The 18,336-nt window shown below is 56.3% G+C and carries 16 protein-coding genes; 12 read left to right on the forward strand and 4 right to left on the reverse strand.

Annotation, left to right across the window (positions count from 1 at the left end):
• The 7 genes from pepN to Q1B13_RS10605 all read left to right on the forward strand — a co-directional run bounded on the left by pepN (position 1) and on the right by Q1B13_RS10605 (position 9,102).
• On the forward strand, positions 1-2,553 hold the full coding sequence (gene pepN / locus Q1B13_RS10575; RefSeq protein ID WP_299079879.1) for an aminopeptidase N: 2,553 nt from the start codon (positions 1-3) through the stop codon (positions 2,551-2,553).
• Positions 2,554-2,603: 50 nt separating this feature from the next.
• Entirely contained in the window at positions 2,604-2,978 is a 375-nt protein-coding gene (locus Q1B13_RS10580; RefSeq protein WP_299079875.1) for a hypothetical protein, read from the forward strand.
• Between the two features lie 130 nt (positions 2,979-3,108).
• Positions 3,109-4,368: a hypothetical protein gene (locus tag Q1B13_RS10585; RefSeq protein WP_299079873.1), complete on the forward strand. Its 1,260-nt coding sequence runs from the start codon at positions 3,109-3,111 to the stop codon at positions 4,366-4,368.
• A gap of 81 nt (positions 4,369-4,449) precedes the next feature.
• A complete protein-coding gene (gene gatB, locus Q1B13_RS10590) occupies positions 4,450-5,961 on the forward strand; it encodes an Asp-tRNA(Asn)/Glu-tRNA(Gln) amidotransferase subunit GatB (protein WP_299079870.1) in 1,512 nt (503 codons plus the stop codon).
• Positions 5,962-6,109: 148 nt separating this feature from the next.
• Positions 6,110-7,366: a peptidase T gene (gene pepT / locus Q1B13_RS10595; protein WP_299079867.1), complete on the forward strand. Its 1,257-nt coding sequence runs from the start codon at positions 6,110-6,112 to the stop codon at positions 7,364-7,366.
• Between the two features lie 80 nt (positions 7,367-7,446).
• Positions 7,447-7,893 carry a DUF4177 domain-containing protein gene (locus tag Q1B13_RS10600; RefSeq protein WP_299079864.1) on the forward strand — a complete coding sequence of 149 codons (447 nt, stop codon included), beginning with the start codon at positions 7,447-7,449 and terminating at the stop codon, positions 7,891-7,893.
• 177 nt (positions 7,894-8,070) lie between these two features.
• Complete coding sequence (locus Q1B13_RS10605) at positions 8,071-9,102, forward strand: fatty acid desaturase (RefSeq protein WP_298933147.1); 1,032 nt, start codon at positions 8,071-8,073, stop codon at positions 9,100-9,102.
• A gap of 209 nt (positions 9,103-9,311) precedes the next feature.
• Here the strand turns inward: Q1B13_RS10605 and Q1B13_RS10610 are convergent, their stop codons facing one another.
• The 3 genes from Q1B13_RS10610 to Q1B13_RS10620 are packed head-to-tail and all read right to left on the reverse strand — an operon-like array spanning position 9,312 to position 11,021.
• Positions 9,312-9,998 (reverse strand): hypothetical protein, encoded by a 687-nt coding sequence (locus Q1B13_RS10610; RefSeq protein WP_299799795.1) that lies wholly within the window; start codon positions 9,996-9,998, stop codon positions 9,312-9,314.
• Positions 9,998-10,795 carry a hypothetical protein gene (locus Q1B13_RS10615; RefSeq protein WP_299799797.1) on the reverse strand — a complete coding sequence of 266 codons (798 nt, stop codon included), beginning with the start codon at positions 10,793-10,795 and terminating at the stop codon, positions 9,998-10,000. The genes Q1B13_RS10610 and Q1B13_RS10615 overlap by 1 nt, the downstream gene beginning before the upstream one ends.
• Positions 10,767-11,021 (reverse strand): BolA family transcriptional regulator, encoded by a 255-nt coding sequence (locus Q1B13_RS10620; protein ID WP_299079853.1) that lies wholly within the window; start codon positions 11,019-11,021, stop codon positions 10,767-10,769. Before Q1B13_RS10620 ends, Q1B13_RS10615 begins: the two co-directional genes overlap by 29 nt.
• Positions 11,022-11,127: 106 nt before the next feature.
• Here Q1B13_RS10620 and Q1B13_RS10625 point away from each other — a divergent pair, with 106 nt between their 5' ends.
• A complete protein-coding gene (locus tag Q1B13_RS10625) occupies positions 11,128-11,751 on the forward strand; it encodes a DnaJ domain-containing protein (RefSeq protein ID WP_298933155.1) in 624 nt (207 codons plus the stop codon).
• Positions 11,752-11,772: 21 nt separating this feature from the next.
• On the opposite strand, the gene Q1B13_RS10630 is transcribed toward Q1B13_RS10625, so the two are convergent.
• Complete coding sequence (locus Q1B13_RS10630) at positions 11,773-12,870, reverse strand: hypothetical protein (RefSeq protein WP_299079850.1); 1,098 nt, start codon at positions 12,868-12,870, stop codon at positions 11,773-11,775.
• Between the two features lie 391 nt (positions 12,871-13,261).
• Between Q1B13_RS10630 and cobS the strand changes: the two genes are divergently transcribed.
• The 4 genes from cobS to Q1B13_RS10650 all read left to right on the forward strand — a co-directional run bounded on the left by cobS (position 13,262) and on the right by Q1B13_RS10650 (position 18,299).
• Entirely contained in the window at positions 13,262-14,248 is a 987-nt protein-coding gene (cobS, locus tag Q1B13_RS10635; protein WP_298933159.1) for a cobaltochelatase subunit CobS, read from the forward strand.
• A gap of 12 nt (positions 14,249-14,260) precedes the next feature.
• The gene (locus Q1B13_RS10640) at positions 14,261-14,959 is read left to right on the forward strand and encodes an aspartate/glutamate racemase family protein (protein WP_299079847.1); all 699 of its coding nucleotides are present in this window, start codon (positions 14,261-14,263) and stop codon (positions 14,957-14,959) included.
• Positions 14,959-16,836, forward strand: a complete 1,878-nt coding sequence (cobT, locus tag Q1B13_RS10645; RefSeq protein ID WP_299079844.1) for a cobaltochelatase subunit CobT — start codon at positions 14,959-14,961, stop codon at positions 16,834-16,836. The genes Q1B13_RS10640 and cobT overlap by 1 nt, the downstream gene beginning before the upstream one ends.
• 296 nt (positions 16,837-17,132) lie before the next feature.
• Positions 17,133-18,299, forward strand: coding sequence for a winged helix-turn-helix domain-containing protein (locus Q1B13_RS10650; RefSeq protein ID WP_299079841.1), 1,167 nt, complete (start codon positions 17,133-17,135; stop codon positions 18,297-18,299).
• Positions 18,300-18,336 lie beyond the last annotated feature (37 nt).

Here is an 18,336-nt window from a genome sequence, read left to right on the forward strand (position 1 = left end):
ATGCGTGACGCCGCCCCCACCACGATTTACCTCAAAGACTACACGCCGTTCGGCTATCTGGTGGATAGCGTGCATCTGACCTTTGACCTTGCAGCCCATGCCACACGGGTCACCTCACGGATCGCGTTCCGCCCCAATCCCCAAGCAACGGATCAAACGTTTTTCCTGCACGGCGAGGATCTTACATTGATCAGCGCCGCCATCAATGGAACTGACATCTCCCCTGAAATCACAGACCAAGGCCTAAGTGCAGACGTACCAGACGCGCCTTTCATCTGGGAGGCTGAGGTTGAGATTGATCCCTGCAACAACACCGCGCTCGAAGGGCTGTATATGTCGAACGGCATGTACTGTACTCAGTGCGAGGCCGAAGGGTTCCGCAAGATCACCTACTACCCCGACCGCCCCGATGTGATGTCCACCTTCACCGTGCGCATCAATGGCGATTTACCGGTACTGCTGTCCAACGGAAACTTGTCAGGCAAAGGCGAAGGTTGGGCCGAATGGACTGATCCATGGCCGAAACCGGCATATCTGTTTGCGCTGGTCGCCGGCGATCTGATTGCCCATCCGGGACAGTTCACCACCAAATCGGATCGCGATGTCGAGCTAAACCTCTGGGTGCGTCCGGGCGATGAAGGCAAATGCGCCTTTGGCATGGAAGCCTTGAAAAAGTCGATGAAATGGGACGAGGACGTGTATGGTCGCGAATACGATCTGGATGTCTTCAACATTGTCGCCGTGGACGATTTCAACATGGGCGCTATGGAGAACAAGGGGCTGAACATCTTCAACTCGTCAGCTGTTTTGGCCAGTCCGGAGACCTCGACCGATACCAATTTCGAACGGATCGAGGCGATTATCGCGCATGAGTATTTCCACAACTGGACCGGCAACCGCATCACCTGTCGTGACTGGTTCCAGCTGTGCCTCAAGGAAGGTCTGACCGTCTTCCGCGACGCGCAGTTCACCTCGGACATGCGCTCGGCCCCGGTGAAACGCATCCACGATGCGATTGACCTCCGTGCGCGGCAGTTTCCCGAGGACAACGGGCCATTGTCGCACCCGGTTCGGCCTGAGAGCTTTCAGGAAATCAACAACTTCTATACTTCGACCGTCTATGAGAAGGGCGCCGAAGTGATCGGGATGCTCAAACGGCTGGTTGGGGATGAGGCCTATACCAAAGCGCTCAACCTGTACTTCGAGCGCCATGATGGGCAGGCCTGCACGATCGATGATTGGCTAAAAGTGTTCGAGGATACGACGGATCGCGATCTGACCCAATTCAAACGTTGGTACAGCCAATCCGGGACACCTCGTGTCGCCGTATCAGATAACTGGGCGGACGGCACCTATACCCTGACCTTGAAACAAAAGACCCAACCCACATCGGGACAAGATGAAAAGCACCCGCAGGTAATCCCCGTCGCAGTTGGCCTGCTGGGGCCAAATGGGGACGAGGTTCGTGGGACCGAAGTGCTTGAGCTGACAGAACCCGAGCAGAGCTTTTCGTTCACCGGGTTGACCGCCAAACCCACGCCATCGATCCTGCGCGATTTCTCGGCACCAATTATCCTGGAGCAGGATCAATCCAATGCTGAACGCGCCTTTTTGCTGGCGCATGACACCGACCCGTTTAACCGCTGGCAGGCCGGCCGGTCACTGGCGCAGGATACCCTGCTGCGGATGATTTCGGACGAGGCAACACCGGATGCGGACTATCTCGAAGGGTTGTTGGCCGTGCTGCGGGATGGCGAACTGGACCCGGCCTATCGCGCGCTGATGCTTGGTTTGCCGACGCAATCGGAACTAGTTGCTGCGCTGCATGAGAAAGGCCAAACGCCCGATCCGATGGCCATCTGGACAGCGGTGGAAACACTGCGGCAGGCCACCGCGCAGCACATGCAGGACCTGCTGCCAAGGTTACACAGTGAAGCTTTGGTCGATGCGCCCTATTCCCCTGATGCTGAGCAATCCGGCAAACGCGCGCTGGGCAGCGCGGCGCTGGCGCTGACCTCTCGCCTGGACGGCGGGGCCATGGCCGCTGAGGTTTACGCCAAGGCGGATAACATGACCCTGCAACTGACCGCCCTGTCCTGCCTCTTGCGGGCTGCAAAAGGCGACGCAGAGCTGGCTGCCTTCTACGACCAATGGCGGCACGACCGGCTTGTGATGGACAAATGGTTCGGCCTGCAAGTGGCAATGGCGTCCCCTGAGGCGACGCCCAAAACCACCCGCACACTGACCGAGCACCCGGAATTCAATTGGAAGAATCCCAACCGTTTCCGCGCCGTGATGGGGGCGTTGGCCATGAACCACGCCGGGTTCCACCAACCGGATGGGGCAGGATACGAGCTGTTGGCCGGGTGGCTGATCCGCCTGGATCCGGTTAACCCGCAGACCACAGCTCGTATGTGTTCAGCCTTCCAGACCTGGAAACGCTATGACGCGGACCGTCAGGACATGATGCGCGCTCAACTCACGCGGATTTCAGAAACACCCAACCTATCGCGCGACACGACCGAAATGGTGTCCCGAATCCTCGGCGCATGAGCCCGTACACCTTCACGCGCCGGAACAGGACCTCTCGCACCGTTATCATTTTGATCGGCGTTTATGCCGCTTTGCTGGCCTTGGTGATCCTATTGAACGCCGCTTGGTGGCTGATGGCCCTGTTGGCGCTGGCGACACTGCCGGCGGTTTGGGATGTCTTTCAAGACACCCAAGCCGGCCTGTGCCTGGGGCCAGAACAGTTGCGCTGGTATTCAGGCCAACGCCAAGGCGAGATCGAACTGAACGACATCGATTTCTTCCGATTCGACACGCGCTGGGACTTTTCTGTAAGGATCTCTCTGGTCCTGCATTCCGGTAAACGGATACGCCTTCCAGATGAGTCTCTGCCGCCGCATCGAGAATTCGAGGGCCTATTAAGTCAAGCGGGATATCGCGTCGAGCGCCATCATTTTACTGTTTTTTGAAACGATCGTGGCATCAGGGCGCGATTGACCAGAAAAACTACAAAACGACCAGCAATTAACTTGAACTGAATGCCATTAGCGCCCAGACTGCTACCTCAGTTATGCGTTGTTAATAGTTTCGAGTTTTACCATGTTTCGGTTGTTCAGGGCGTTTTCGGCCCGATCAGAAGGTTCCCCACCAGGTAACGCGCCCGAATTGTGCGCGACAAAATCTGCATTGGCGGCAGCGCTTCCGGAACAAGGGCAACTTAACATTCCGGTCGCCCAGCTTGGTTCGGAAGATATGATTGGCCGCGCAACCATCGAACATGGCCGGTTTCTTGCTCGGCAGGATCGCTGGAGTGAGTTGTCAGCGGAAATGCAAGCCGCTGACGAAACCCGGGAGACGGCCCCGGACGGAATGCCAACCGCCGACTTGTTGGCGTTCGGCGCGCGCTCTGACGTGGTTCTGGCCGTTGAACATGCGTTGTCCGATGGCAAAGCAATATCCGATTATGACTTGCTAACAGGCATCTCTGAACTTGAAGGAGAGATGCGCGAAGCACCTGATGACGCGATGCTTGCCCTGGTTGTTGCACTGGCACATATCGACATTGCCTGGGCCTGGCGCGGAACAGCCCTTGACGCCACCCTGCCCCCTTTGCACCGGTCACGCTGCGCTGCGCATTTTGATAGGGCCGCCGCGATCCTGCCCATGTGTCGCACGGCGGCCCCTAGCAGCCCACTGATCGCCGCTGCAGGATGCGCCTTGTTGGCTGGACAACGCAAAACGACGGCACGTGTCGCTGACGAGTACGAGCGTCTGATAACACTGGACCCGCAAAACCAGCGCCATATGCGCGCGATGGGCAGCCACCTGCTGCCACGCTGGTTCGGCAGCTATGAAGAGCTTGAGGTTCAGGCCCTGCGCAACGCCGCCCGGACGCAAAGTATTTGGGGCGCAGGCGGCTATACCTGGGTACAGTTTGATGCCATAGCTCTGGACGACGAAGCCTGCGCGCGTGTGGATCTAGATTACTTCCAAGAAGGGTTGCGAAACATTGTGCGGCAACGTCCGGATCAGCAAATGATCAACATGCTATCTGCCTATTGCGCAATCACGCTTCAAAACGGTCTGGGCTTGAACGAAAAGGCCGATCTGGTTCGGACGCAGATGCGGGAAACCGCCAACTGGCTGATCCGTGATCATCTGACCGAACTGCACCCGCTGATCTGGGCGCATGCCGCCAACGGGTTCAACAATAGCGTTCGCATCAACTCGCCCGAGCGGTTCGCGGCACGTGGTCACCGGGATGCATTGCGGGCGATCGGTGATTTGTTCCGGGATGAATTGGGTAGCGGGATGGATGTAACCTTCACGCCGTCGGGCCTGCGCTTCTCAGAGAACTGATCCAAGCAGGATTCCCCCTTGCCCCTTTGTCGCGCCGGGCCTAATACGCAGGCTTAGACTTCTGCGGAAAAGAGGCGCGCCATGCTCGATCTGACATACGAAATGCCCAAACCCAAAACAATCGCCGGTGCCAAGCACGATTGGGAGCTGGTGATCGGGATGGAAGTGCATGCGCAGGTTTCTTCCAACGCCAAATTGTTCTCAGGCGCCTCAACCCAATTCGGGGCCGAGCCAAATTCGAACGTCGCCTTTGTTGACGCGGCGATGCCCGGTATGTTGCCGGTAATCAATGAGTATTGCGTGGAACAGGCGGTGCGAACCGGGTTGGGCCTGAAAGCGGAAATCAACCTGAAATCTGCCTTTGACCGCAAGAACTATTTCTATCCCGATTTGCCACAGGGGTACCAGATTTCCCAGCTTTATCAGCCTATTGTCGGCGAGGGTGAAGTTTTGGTCGAGATGGGGGATGGTACTGCGCGTATGGTACGGATCGAACGTATTCATATGGAGCAGGATGCCGGCAAATCGATCCATGACATGGATCCTCATATGTCTTTCGTGGACCTGAACAGAACCGGCGTGTGCCTGATGGAAATCGTCTCGCGCCCTGACATTCGCGGGCCCGAAGAAGCAGCCGCCTATATCGCTAAGATCCGTCAGATTATGCGGTATCTGGGCACATGCGATGGCAACATGCAGAATGGCAACCTTCGGGCAGATGTGAACGTCTCGATCTGCTTGCCGGGTGCATACGAGAAGTATCAGGAAACACAAGACTTTTCGCATCTGGGCACCCGCTGCGAGATCAAGAACATGAACTCCATGCGATTCATTCAGCAAGCCATCGAGGTTGAGGCCCGCCGCCAAATCGCAATCGTCGAAGGCGGTGGTGAGATCGATCAGGAAACACGCCTGTATGATCCCGACAAGGGCGAAACACGATCGATGCGGTCGAAGGAAGAAGCGCATGATTATCGCTATTTCCCTGACCCGGATTTGCTGCCGTTGGAGATCGAGCAGGCCTGGGTCGACGATATCGCCGCCAAATTGCCGGAACTGCCAGATGAGAAGAAAGCGCGTTTTATCAGTGCCTTCGGCCTGTCCGACTATGACGCATCGGTGTTGACCGCTGATGTGGAATCTGCGGCATATTTTGAAGATGTTGCCAACGGTCGCAATGGCAAGCTGGCCGCAAACTGGGTCATAAACGAACTGTTTGGCCGACTGAAAAAAGAAGATCATGACATCACCGAGTCGCCGGTTTCTCCCGCGCAGCTGGGCGGCATCATTGACCTGATTTCATCGGATGCGATCTCGGGCAAAATCGCCAAGGACCTGTTCGAAATCGTCTATACTGAAGGCGGGGATCCGGCCAAGATTGTCGAAGATCGCGGCATGAAACAGGTCACCGATACCGGCGCGATCGAGGCTGCGCTGGATGAGATTATAGCCGCCAATCCGGCACAGGTCGAGAAGGCCAAGATAAACCCGAAACTGGCTGGCTGGTTTGTTGGTCAGGTGATGAAGGCAACTGGCGGCAAGGCAAATCCCAAAGCTGTTAACGAATTGGTCAGCCAGAAGCTGGGATCGTAAATCTTTCGTCTTGTATAAGTCGGGCAGTACAGATTGTCTGACTTGTACAAAACAGAATTCCAACCCTTGTGAAGGTTTGGGGGTCAGACCACCCGGTTGACTTCCCCCCGTTGGCACCCTTTCTTCTGCATCAGAGAGATGAGGTGTCATGCAGAAACGATTTGATCAGGAACTGGAAGACCGGCTAGTCCGCTACGCAGCGATCGACAGTCAGAGCGACGACATATCGCCGTCAACCCCCAGCACGGATATCCAATTCGACATGCTAAACCTGTTGCAGCAGGAATTGAGCGATATAGGCGCGCAGGATATCGAGTTGACGGCGGACAGCGTGGTGGTGGCCACCATTCCGGGCACAGCACCAGGCCCGACCATAGGCTTTTTGGCTCATGTCGATACGGCGCCGCAGTTCAATGCAACAGGCGTCAAACCGAGGGTGATCAAAGGGTACAATGGTGGTGAGATTACCTTTCCCGATGATCCGGAATTGGTTCTGTCGCCCGAAGAACATCCCTATCTGGCGGAAAAAATCGGACATGATGTGATCACCGCCTCGGGTACGACCCTGTTGGGCGGTGATGACAAGGCGGGTGTGTCGATTCTGATGACCATGGCGCGGTATCTGCTGGAAAACACAGACATCCCGCATGGCCCAATCCGCATTGCCTTTACACCAGATGAAGAGATCGGGCGCGGTGTCACAGAGAGCCTGCCCAAGGATCTGAAAGCTGACTTTGCCTATACTCTGGATGGTCAGGACATCGGCAACATCGAGTATGAGAGCTTTTCGGCTGATCGGGCCATCATCAAAATCGAAGGCGTTTCGATCCATCCGGGGCTGGCTAAGGGCAGGATGGTTAACGCCGCCAATCTGGCCGCCAAAATCGTACAGACCCTGCCGCAGGCCACGATGACGCCCGAGGTCACTGATGGGCGCGAAGGTTTCATCCATGTCACTGACATGAAAGGCGGGTCATCCGAGATGGAGATCAGGCTGATCCTGCGCGACTTCGAACTGGATGCGTTAGAGGCGCAAGGTGATCTGGTGCGGCAGGTCTGTGCCGCCGTACAGGCCACCGAACCACGGGCAGTGATCTCTTGCGACATATCCCACCAGTACCGCAATATGCGCTACTGGCTGGAAAAGGACATGACGCCAGTAGAATTGGCCTTAGATGCCTGCCGCGGCTTGGGGATCGAGCCCGGCTCGGTCCCGATCCGGGGCGGAACGGACGGTTCTCGCCTGACCGAGTTTGGCACGCCCTGCCCCAACCTGTTTACCGGCATGCAATGTGTCCACGGCCCGTTGGAATGGATCTCAGTTCAGGATATGGCCCTGGCTACGGAACTATGCTTGTCTGTTGTGCAAAAAGCCGCGCTGAATACGCGCAACAGTCAGGGCTGAAATCCGCTGGTTGGGCAACATCTCTTTCGTCCGGGGATCAACGTGTTAGATTGGGCGCAACAGGCATTTAGGAACAGTTGATGCAGCGTTACGAATACAAGGTTGTCCCCGCCCCGCAAAAGGGCGCCAAAGCCAAGGGTGTCAAAACGGCAGAAGGACGTTTTGCAGTTTCGGTCGAACAACTGTTGAACCAGATGGGTCAGGACGGCTGGGAGTACCAGCGCGCTGAATTGCTGCCCAGCGAAGAAAGAACCGGCCTGACGGGATCAACAGTGAACTGGCGCAATGTTCTGGTATTTCGGCGCGCGGTCGAGGGGGATGCCGTCGTCATCCCTGCCCCCGGTCCGACAGAAACACCCGAGGGTGTTCCGCTGGCACAACCGATTTCGGGACCCGACACCGTGGCAGCACCCGCACCCATTTCAGAGACGGCAGACGAGCCGCCTTTGTCACTGAAAGGGTCCGAGAACCCAACGACTCAAGGGGCCGACCAGAAGACCTCAACAGAAGCTGCTGACAAAGCCTGAAGCAGGTAATTCCCACGGATATTGCGAACACCGCGTGTGGATTCAGTCCGAGCAACGGATGTTTTTGGATCACGCCTCAAGTTTTGTTTACCCACGGTAGGCCAATGATGAGTTTTATGCGTTGTTTACTTGGCGCTTTCGTCTATCAAGGCCGGTGACACCGATAAAAGCAGGCAAATGCAACACAATCCCGACTCCTTTCAAAAGGACACCGATCAGACGCACGCGCGGGATTGGGTAAAAGTTCTCTCATCTTATCGCGAACCCAGCGGGTCCCGAAGTGCCTTCGAGCTTGCCGTTACGCTTGGTCCGTTCATAGCTTTGTGGGCTTTTGCCTGGTTTGCCCTGTCTTTCAGTGGCTGGTTGGCGTTTGTAATTGCCCTGCTCAACGCGGGATTCCTGCTGCGCCTGTTTGCGATCCAACATGATTGTGGGCATAGCGCCTTTTTCAACAACCGTACGGCCAGCGACTGGTTGGGTCGCGTCATCGGTGTGCTGACACTGACCCCCTATGACGTGTGGCGCCGATCGCATGCGATGCATCACAGCTCTGCCGGCAATCTGGGGCGGCGGGGCATGGGTGACATTCACACGCTGACTGTTGCAGAATACAAAGAGCTTTCGCCGCTAGGGCGTTGGTCTTACAGGCTTTATCGCCATCCAATCGTGCTGTTCGGTCTTGGGCCCGGTTATCTGTTCTTCTTCCAGAACAGGCTGCCTTTGGGGTTCACCAACCAGGCACGCTACTGGGTCAGCGCCATGGGGACGAATGCAGGGATCCTGATTGCGTTGTCGCTGATCTACTACTTCGGTGGGCTGATGCCAATCCTTCTGATTTTCGTGCCAACGACTCTGCTGGCCGCAACAGCCGGGGTCTGGCTGTTTTATGTGCAGCACCAGTTCGAAAACACCCATTGGTCTGAAGATACGGATTGGGATCTGCATGACGCGGCCCTGCATGGCAGCTCGCACTATGTGTTGCCCAAAATGCTGCAATGGATGAGCGCGAATATAGGCATTCATCACGTGCACCACCTGTACTCTCGCATCCCGTTTTATCGGCTGCCCGAGGTCCTGCGCGATCACGCCGTTCTTGCGCATAGCAACCGGATGACCATCCGTGAAAGCCTGTCCAACGCGCGCCTGCATCTGTGGGATGAGCAGAGCAAAAAGCTGCTGTCCTTCGCACAGGCTAGATTGCTGGGCTGAACCGGACTAAAGGTTCAGTCTCACAACCCACGTGCAATATCCCTGTGTAAGCAGACGATGCTCAGCGTTTTGGTTGCAGCGCAGACTCCGCGGGTTTGGCAGCCTGCGGAAAAGCCCATTATTCAAATTACCGCAGCAAAAACCTTTGACCTGAAAACCAAAAATACTTTTCCAGACCGCCTTACGGCCAAAGAAAAGCACGCAATGGTCTAATCATCTGAAACAACGATGATCCTGGGACCATCCAAATCGAATTTCACAAAGTCATTTGCATATTCACCCGACAGGATGGCAAACGGTTCGTGAGAAACGTTACCCCACAAAGTCCCAAGTATTTTTTCATCTGAAAGGTGCGCCGGAGCTTCGATTGTTTTGTTCCATGCCAACCACGTTGGTTGTAGAGATCCAGCCAATTGTGCCCTATACCAAAATCCTGCGTCGTTTTCGCCGCCGGACGCCTGAAAATGAAACCGAGTTGGTTTGATTTCTCCCGTCCCGAACGTGCCAGACAAATCGATGTGGCCACTTTGCGGCAAGAAATGTTTCAAAAACGCGCAACCTTTAAGGTCGAATTCAAGCTTCGGGTTTAAGTTCTCACGAATACGCTCTACGCCAGTTTTCGTGGATTTGTAGTGCTCGGGGGAAGACGTACCGACGGTTAGTTGCCCATTGTCACGCAGATCGATTTGACTCGCAAGGCGCATTGGCCGGAAGCCAGCCGGGCAAACGGGTCTCGGTTCACCCGGCTCCAGGTTCATCAACTTGGCAGTCACGAATTCATTGGGCAAAAATGTAATTTCCCAAGTTCGGGCAGCGACCGGGTTGTTAAAAACCGAGCAAGTCAGGGACGCCCAGAGAAAAATCCGTACAGCTTTACGAAAAAACGCGTGGCACATTATTGACTGCTCTCGGGCATCGGAAACTCTACAAAGCTGCTTAGGGTCAAGTCTACCAGCATCTCTCCGTCCCCTTCCTGCGTCTGAAAAGGTATATCTTTCAATTTCAACGAAAGATGCAGGCGACCAATTGTGCCTGGATTTTTAGCCTTTCCAACGTCGGAACCTCGATACCACTTAAACCCCCGCTCGAATGTTAGCGAAAAACTCTCGCCCTGATCTAACGTTACGGCATCTCTTTTATGAACTGTGAAATTCCCAACTTCGCCCGAAGCCGTGTAAACAAGGCCCACAAACTCAGGAAAACCAAGGTATTCGCAAAAATAGAGCACTGTGCGCAACTCCACATCTGCAGCATCTGCAGCCTGCACTTTTGAAAAAGACTTGCTTGCAAACCGCGCCTGACTTTCTGGTCCTTCCGTATCGGTCTGCCCACCGCGCCGCACGACAACTGGCTTTTTACCTAGCGCGGTTTCGACAAAAGATGACAAGTCATGAGTCTGTGGGTTCAACGCATGGACGATGTCAATCTTTGCAGGGCGCATCGGAGCCTTACAGGAAATAGCGGACTCGGGTGCCATTATTTCAAGCTCTACAGAAGTACGACGAGCATTCAATTCTAGGTGCGGATTTTGCGCCTGCGCCTGAACGCCCGACCATGCTGAGGTTAAGGCGACCAGCACAACGACTAAGAGAGCTTTTGATGCAAGGATCATTTCAACGTTCGAATAGATACAATCTAAGGCAGAACTACGGCAGGTTTCATGTTCAAACCCCAATATCCAACGCCAGCGCATGGATGCGCGGCACTATGTCGCCCAGTGCCTTGTGAACCGCGCGATGCCGGGCGACGCGGGATTGGCCCTCGAACGCAGACGCGCGGATTCGAACGTTGAAATGGCTTTCGCCACCCTCTTGAAAACCTGCATGGCCACGGTGACTTTCGCTATCGTCCACAACTTCAAGCTCATGCGGCTCAAATGCGGCCTGCAGGCGATTTTCAATTTCTTCGGTGATGCTCATTTTTTGCTCAACGGCAAATTAATTGCCGTCCCCCTCTTCTACTTTCGGCTGCTTAGACTAAACTGCTGCCTCCGAGTCGAAAAGATACGTTCGTGAGGATCAGAGCATGGCAAAGTCAGACCCCTTCGGATTCGATATGTCCGTTTCCACGTCAAAGAAAAAGAACCCGCGCGGGCGTCGGGGCATGTCGGGTGCGTCAGAAACTTCGGTTCGGGTCTGTGACCATGAAGGTTGTGAAGAGGCGGGCAAGTTCCGCGCACCCAAAGCACCAGATGTGCTGGACGACTTTTTCTGGTTCTGCCAGCAGCATGTGCGCGAATATAATCAGAAGTGGAACTTCTTCGACGGCACCACCGAGGCCGAGTTGAACGCACAGCGATCCAAGGACAAAGTATGGGAGCGTGAGACCAAACCGATGGGCGACCCCGAGGCCCGCGCTTGGGCCCGTCTCGGCATCGAAGACCCGCATCAGGTGTTGGGCGAGAACGCGACCAAGAACCCGGGACGGGCAAATTCCGGCGGCCGCCGATTGCCCCCGACCGAACGCCGCGCCGTCGAAATTCTGGAAGCGCAGGATAGCTGGTCCAAGGCCGAGATACGCAAAGCCTACAAAAAACTGATCAAGGTGCTACACCCGGACATGAACGGCGGCGATCGATCGCAGGAAGAACAGTTGCAAGAGGTCGTCTGGGCCTGGGATCAGATCAAGGACAGCCGGAGTTTTAAATAGGGCTGGCCAAGCAGCGATCACTTAGTCCCTGATTGCGATTTCAAGAATGCTGAGCAGATTGTTTGCCCCCTCGGCAAGCAGAAGGCCGGTTTCGGCTTTCTCGGCGGTGGACATGCTGGACCACATGCGGCCAGCATAATCGCCCTTGAGGACGACGGCATCCGCTTCGCCGGATTCGACATCCAGTGTCATGCTGATGTCATCGGTTTCCATTTGCAGGGCTTGCGCACCCTGCGTCAACTTGCGCAGCGAGGCTTCGCGCTCGGCCTTCAGCTCGGCGACGCGCACGGTCCGTTCCTCTTCACTTAGCACGCGGGCCCTGTCCATTTCCTTGCGCCAAGTGTGCATGGCCGCCAATACGGCGCCGCCGGCCGTCAGCGGCAATAACGGTGGGCACAGAACTCCGACAACGACGCCCAAACCAACACCCGTGCCGACCCCGTTTCTAAGCGCGCGCCCACTAGCGTCGAGGCGGATGGAGATTGGAGAAGTAACATTGTCCGACAGCGCAGCCGACACGGTCTTGTGAAGGTTTGCGGCCAGTTCAGGTACAGAGCTTGCACGTGACAGGGTATCTGAAACACCGTCTTGCAGACTGCCCATCAACCCAGGCACCGAAGACGCGTGAGATTTTGCACCACTCCAAACAGTTTCCGACGCCGAGCTCAAACCGTCCAACGCGCGGGTGAATCTTGAAGCCTTTTTGTAAGGTTCAACCGGAGAGGGAGCATATTCTGCCAACACCTCGAGGTTCACACGCGCTTCGGCAAAGCTCGAGCCTTCGATCCGCCGCCGAGCCTCTTTGGCCAGTGTCGCCGCGCGATTTATGGACGCATAGACCTGGTGTCTTTCATCTTCCGAGATCGATGTCATTTGGTCCATGTCTTCGAGCATTGCAAAAATCGCAATAAAACTGGGCACGTGCACGACATGAAACGCCCTGTTCTGACGCCAGAGTTGGGGATCAGAGGTGAGGGCATTGGTTACGTAGGTCAAATCTTCCGGCAACGTTCCGATGGCCCGGACAAAGTCACGATCAACCGCTGCTCGCCTATCAACTTGCGCCGCCAAATGATTTAGAGTTTCGAGCCGCTCACTGTCAGTTATAGGTTGTTCCACTTGGCTTGAGCCTTATTCAATCCCTTTTTGCGTGCAAATCCTAGCGCCCCAAAACTTTGAACTCGAGCGAATAGTGCGTCCGCGATCGGTTTTTGGCGCTCTGGAATTGTGAAGAAGCACTTCTAAAGCTCGACATATGGAAACCGCCCAGGCGCGGCAACCTTGGTGACCCGGGCAATGTGCCTAGTCCTGCGACTATTGGGTAGGCAAGGTCCGATGCGTATGTGGGACATTCCCGATCAGACGGTCCCGCACATCGATAAGGCCAGTTTCAAAGAAACATCCGCCTAGCTTTTGACACGCGCGGCTTTCCCTTGCCCTTGCCCGCAATATGTTGCACCACACACGGGTTCAAACCCGGGAAACGGGGCAAAGGATAAGGACAAGACGCATGGCTGACGGATCGATCGATATCAACGCGAAACCCACCGAAGAGATCTCGGTCCGTGAAGTGTTTGGAATTGACAGCGACATGGCGGTCAAAGGCTTTGCCGACCGCAGTGATCGCGTGCCTGCCATCGACTCGACCTACAAGTTCGATCCCGAGACGACGCTGGCGATTCTGGCGGGGTTCTCGCACAACCGCCGCGTCATGATCCAAGGCTACCACGGCACAGGCAAATCGACCCATATCGAGCAGGTCGCCGCCCGCCTGAACTGGCCCGCCGTGCGTGTGAACCTGGACAGCCATATCAGCCGGATCGACTTGATTGGTAAGGACGCCATCAAACTGCGCGACGGCAAGCAGGTGACAGAATTCCACGAAGGCATCCTGCCCTGGGCTCTGCGCAACCCCGTGGCCATCGTGTTCGACGAATATGATGCGGGTCGTGCGGATGTCATGTTCGTAATCCAGCGTGTGCTGGAGCATGACGGCAAGCTGACTTTGCTGGACCAGAACGAAATTATCACACCCAACCCGAACTTCCGCCTGTTCGCCACCGCCAACACTGTTGGCTTGGGTGACACCACGGGCCTCTATCACGGCACCCAACAGATCAACCAGGCGCAGATGGACCGTTGGTCGCTGGTCTCGACGCTGAACTATCTGAGCCATGATGCCGAAACGATGATCGTCCTGTCCAAGGCGCCATTGTACAACACCGCCGAGGGCCGCAAGACGGTCAGCCAGATGGTCACTGTTGCCGACCTGACCCGGACCGCCTTCATGAATGGCGATCTGTCCACAGTGATGAGCCCGCGTACCGTGATTAACTGGGCCCAGAACGCCGATATCTTCCGCGATGTGGGATATGCCTTCCGCCTGTCTTTCCTGAACAAATGTGATGAGCTGGAGCGCCAGACCGTGGCTGAATTCTATCAGCGCTGCTTTGACGAAGAACTACCAGAGAGCGCGGCCAGCGTCAGCCTGGGGTGACGGAGGTCCGCCATGCATATCGGATTGATTGGCGGGATCGGTGTTGCTGCAACAGTGGTGTATTATCAGCGGCTGAGTGCGGCCATGGCGGCACGTGGAAAGCCGCTTGAACTGACCATCGTGAACGCGGATGTGCAGGAGTTGATCCGTAACAATCTGGCTGATGAGCGAGACGCGCAGGCGCGAGTCTATGCTGGGTTGCTGAACCGTTTACAGGCAGCAGGTGCAGATTGTGCGGCTATCACCTCACTGGGCGGGCATTTCTGCTATGATGAGACAGTCCCGCTATCTCCTATCCCGTTGGTTTCGGCCGTAAAGCCTTTGGATGCCTATTTCGCCTCTCGGGGGTTTGGGACAGTTGGATTGCTGGGCACGCGGGTTGTGATGCAGACAAAACTCTATGGTCAGCTTGTGCAAACTCGGGCAGTCGCGCTGGAAGACGAGATCGACACGCTGGGGCAGACCTATCAGGATATGGCAGTCGCCGGAATCTGTTCCGAACAGGATCGCGCGCTGTTTCTGGACGCAGGCCACCGTATGGTGAATGACTTGAATGCTGACGCCATCGTTTTGGCGGGAACCGATCTAAACCTTGCTTTTGACGGGCAGGATCCCGGCTATACTGTAGTAGATGCGTTGGACGTGCATGTGGGGTTGCTCGCTCGTCTGGCAGGCAAAGAATTGACGCTTGAAGAAGCAGGGGCAGATTAATGATTAAACAAAACGACAACCCTGCCGATCCGTTCAAGAAAGCTCTGGCCGAAGCCACCAAAGTGATGGCGGACGATCCTGAGTTGAACGTCTCATACACGGTTGATCCGTCAGGGATGACGGGTGAGTCGATGCGTTTGCCGCAGGTCTCCCGCCGGATGACGCGCGAGGAGGTTTTGCTGGCACGGGGCACTGCGGACGCCTTGGCGTTGCAGCGCCGGTATCATGACGATGCGACCCACAACCGCTATGCGCCTCCAGGTGATATGGCGCGTGATCTTTATGAAGCGATGGAGGTCGCACGCTGCGAGGCGATGGGGGCCCGGGATATGCCCGGCACCGCCCGCAATATCGACGTGAAGATCGGGCATGAGGCGATCCGGCGTGGCTATGATCAGTGCAAGCAACCGGCCGAGGCACCGTTGTCCGTGGCGGCAGGCTATCTGATCCGCCATCTGGCGACCGGGCGCGATCTGCCGCCTGCGGCTGAAAACGTCATGAACCTGTGGCGTGGGTTTATCGAAGAACAGGCTGGCGGCGTGCTTGAAAACCTTGATGAGGTGCTCTCGGATCAGGCCGAATTCGCCAAGTTCGCGCGCCAGATGATCAAGGATCTGGGGTATGGCGACCAACTGGGCGATGACCCGGATGAGCTGGATGAAGATCAGGAAGATCAGGCCGAGGACGACGCGGAAGAACAGCCTGATCCAGACAGTACCGGCCAAGATGATCAGGACGAACAGGACGCCGACGCGACGCCTGAGCAAACGCAGGAAGAGCAGCAGGATCAATCTCAGGCGCAGGTCTCGATGGATGAGATGGCCGAGGATGAGATGGGTGATGAGGCCGAAATGCCCGAGGGCGAGGCCCCGATGGAGCCACCTGCGCCACCGCCAGCGTCCGAGGCTGACCCGGACTACAAGGTATACTTGAACACCCATGACGAAGAGATTTTGGCCGAAGATTTGGCGGAACCGGCTGAATTGGAGCGTTTGCGCGCCTATCTCGATCAGCAGCTGGAGCCTTTGAAAGGTGCTGTCAGTCGTTTGGCCAACAAGTTGCAGCGTCGCTTGCAGGCGCAGCAGAACCGGTCTTGGGAGTTCGATCGCGAAGAAGGTATTCTTGACGCTGGCCGTCTGGCGCGGGTGGTTGCGAACCCGACCACACCGCTGAGCTTTAAGGTCGAAAAGGATACCGAGTTCAGAGATACCGTTGTGACGTTGCTGCTGGACAATTCAGGCTCGATGCGCGGACGCCCGATTTCGATTGCGGCGATCTGTGCCGATGTTTTGGCGCGGACGCTGGAACGTTGCAACGTCAAGGTCGAGATTCTGGGCTTTACCACCCGGGCGTGGAAGGGTGGTCAGGCGCGCGAGACATGGTTGAACGATGGCCGCCCACAGCAGCCGGGGCGTCTGAACGATCTGCGCCACATCGTCTACAAGGGTGCGGATGCACCGTGGCGACGGGCACGACCCAATCTAGGGCTGATGATGAAAGAAGGCCTGCTGAAGGAAAACATCGACGGTGAGGCGCTGGAATGGGCGCATCGCCGGATGCTGGCGCGGCGTGAACAGCGCAAGATCCTGATGGTGATTTCCGATGGTGCGCCCGTCGATGACTCAACGCTGAGTGTGAACCCGGCCAACTATCTGGAAAAACACCTGCGCGACGTGATCGCCATGGTGGAAAAGCGCAAGATGGTGGAACTGCTGGCCATCGGCATCGGCCATGACGTGACCCGGTACTATGACCGGGCGGTGACGATCACCGATGTCGAACAACTTGCCGGTGCGATGACCGAACAACTGGCAGCGTTGTTTGACAGCGATCCCCGCGCGCGGGCGCGAGTGATGGGGATGAAACGGGCCAGTTAGGCCTGTTGCGGTCGGTGAAATAGCATACCAGCCAAGACGCTAAGAAAGTGTTTCCGGGCAGGTTTTTCAGGCGGGCTCGTGATGTCTCGCGGATCTGGCAGCGTATGACGTGCGGCCAGGTGTTGTAAAAGGGCGGTGTCAAATGGGGGCATCATGGTGTGATCTCCTGTTTCAGATCTCATATTTGCCAACCAGTTAGTGCGCCTGCTTGAAGATACTCTTGAGATTTCCCTAAGAAACCTTTGGGATTGCCGTTCAACCTTGTGAGGCCGGGTAAAACCGGGTGTATTCGCCCCATGCGATATGAGTTTGCAGATTGTGTTCTGGATATAGATCGTCACGTGCTGTTGCGCGGTGGCGAAACCGTATCTGTCGAGCCGCAAGTTTTTGATCTGTTGGAATTGCTGGCGCAAAGCCCCGGCAAGCTGGTCCCGCGTGAAGAGATTATCGAACGGGTTTGGCAGGGGCGCTTCGTCTCGGATTCAACGATCAGCGCGCGCATAGCTGCGGCCCGGAAAGCCGTCGGTGACGATGGCAAGACGCAGCGGATCATTAAAACGATCGTGCGGCGTGGATTGCAATTGGCAGCGGAGGTAAGCCGCGATGACGACGCGGGCTCGGGAAAGGGCGAGCATACTCAACAATTGAGGTATGCACGTGGTCGAAATGGCCAGGCAATCCCGTTTACCCTGTTCGGCGAGGGCCTGCCGGTTCTTCGCTTAGGGTCCGTTGTTCATGATCTGGAAGCAGAATGGCGGTTGTCATCAGAGTACAAGCGGTTGACAGATATGGCTGATCGGTTTCGTCTGTTGCGGTACAACAAGGACCACAGTGCGAGTTCGAATTCAAACCACGAAGCTGTGTATAATCACAGGATCGACGAAATCCTGACCGTGACTGAGGCCGCAGGATTTGAGCGTTTCTCTATCGTCGGTGAGTTCGGCGGAACATTCCCTGCGTTGCACTTTGCAGCGCAGCACCCCGAGCGGGTGAACAAGCTGGTGATCGCAGGTGGTTGGGCCGAAGGGCGAGATCATCGCGCGGACGCGCAACAGCCGGACTCGATCCGAACGTTGATTGCCGAGGGCTGGCAAACTCCGGGAGGCGGGTACGCACTGGGCTCTACGCTCAGCTATTTTCCGGATGGCCCGCTTGATGATGTCCGGCAGATGGTCGACGAGATGCAGTCGTTGTATTCCCGAGAGCAAAAGCTGCACTACCGCGACATAGGCAACAGCACATCTGCCTTGCACATACTGCCAAAAATCGAGTGTCCCACCCTAGTTCTGCACGGGCGTCACGCTGCAGTTCACCCGTTGTCAGAGGCGCGGAAACTGGCGGCTGGAATACCCAACGCCTCACTGGTGGTCCTGGAAACCGGCAATCAGATACCCCTGCCCGGAAACGCAGCATATGACACCTATTTGCAAAGCCTAACCGCGTTTCTTGAAGCACCCGACTAAGGTCGGATCGGGCGCTGGACATTTCTCGGCGCAGCGC

The sequence above is a fragment of the uncultured Ruegeria sp. genome, from assembly GCF_947489545.1.
In the GTDB taxonomy this organism is placed as follows: domain Bacteria; phylum Pseudomonadota; class Alphaproteobacteria; order Rhodobacterales; family Rhodobacteraceae; genus Ruegeria.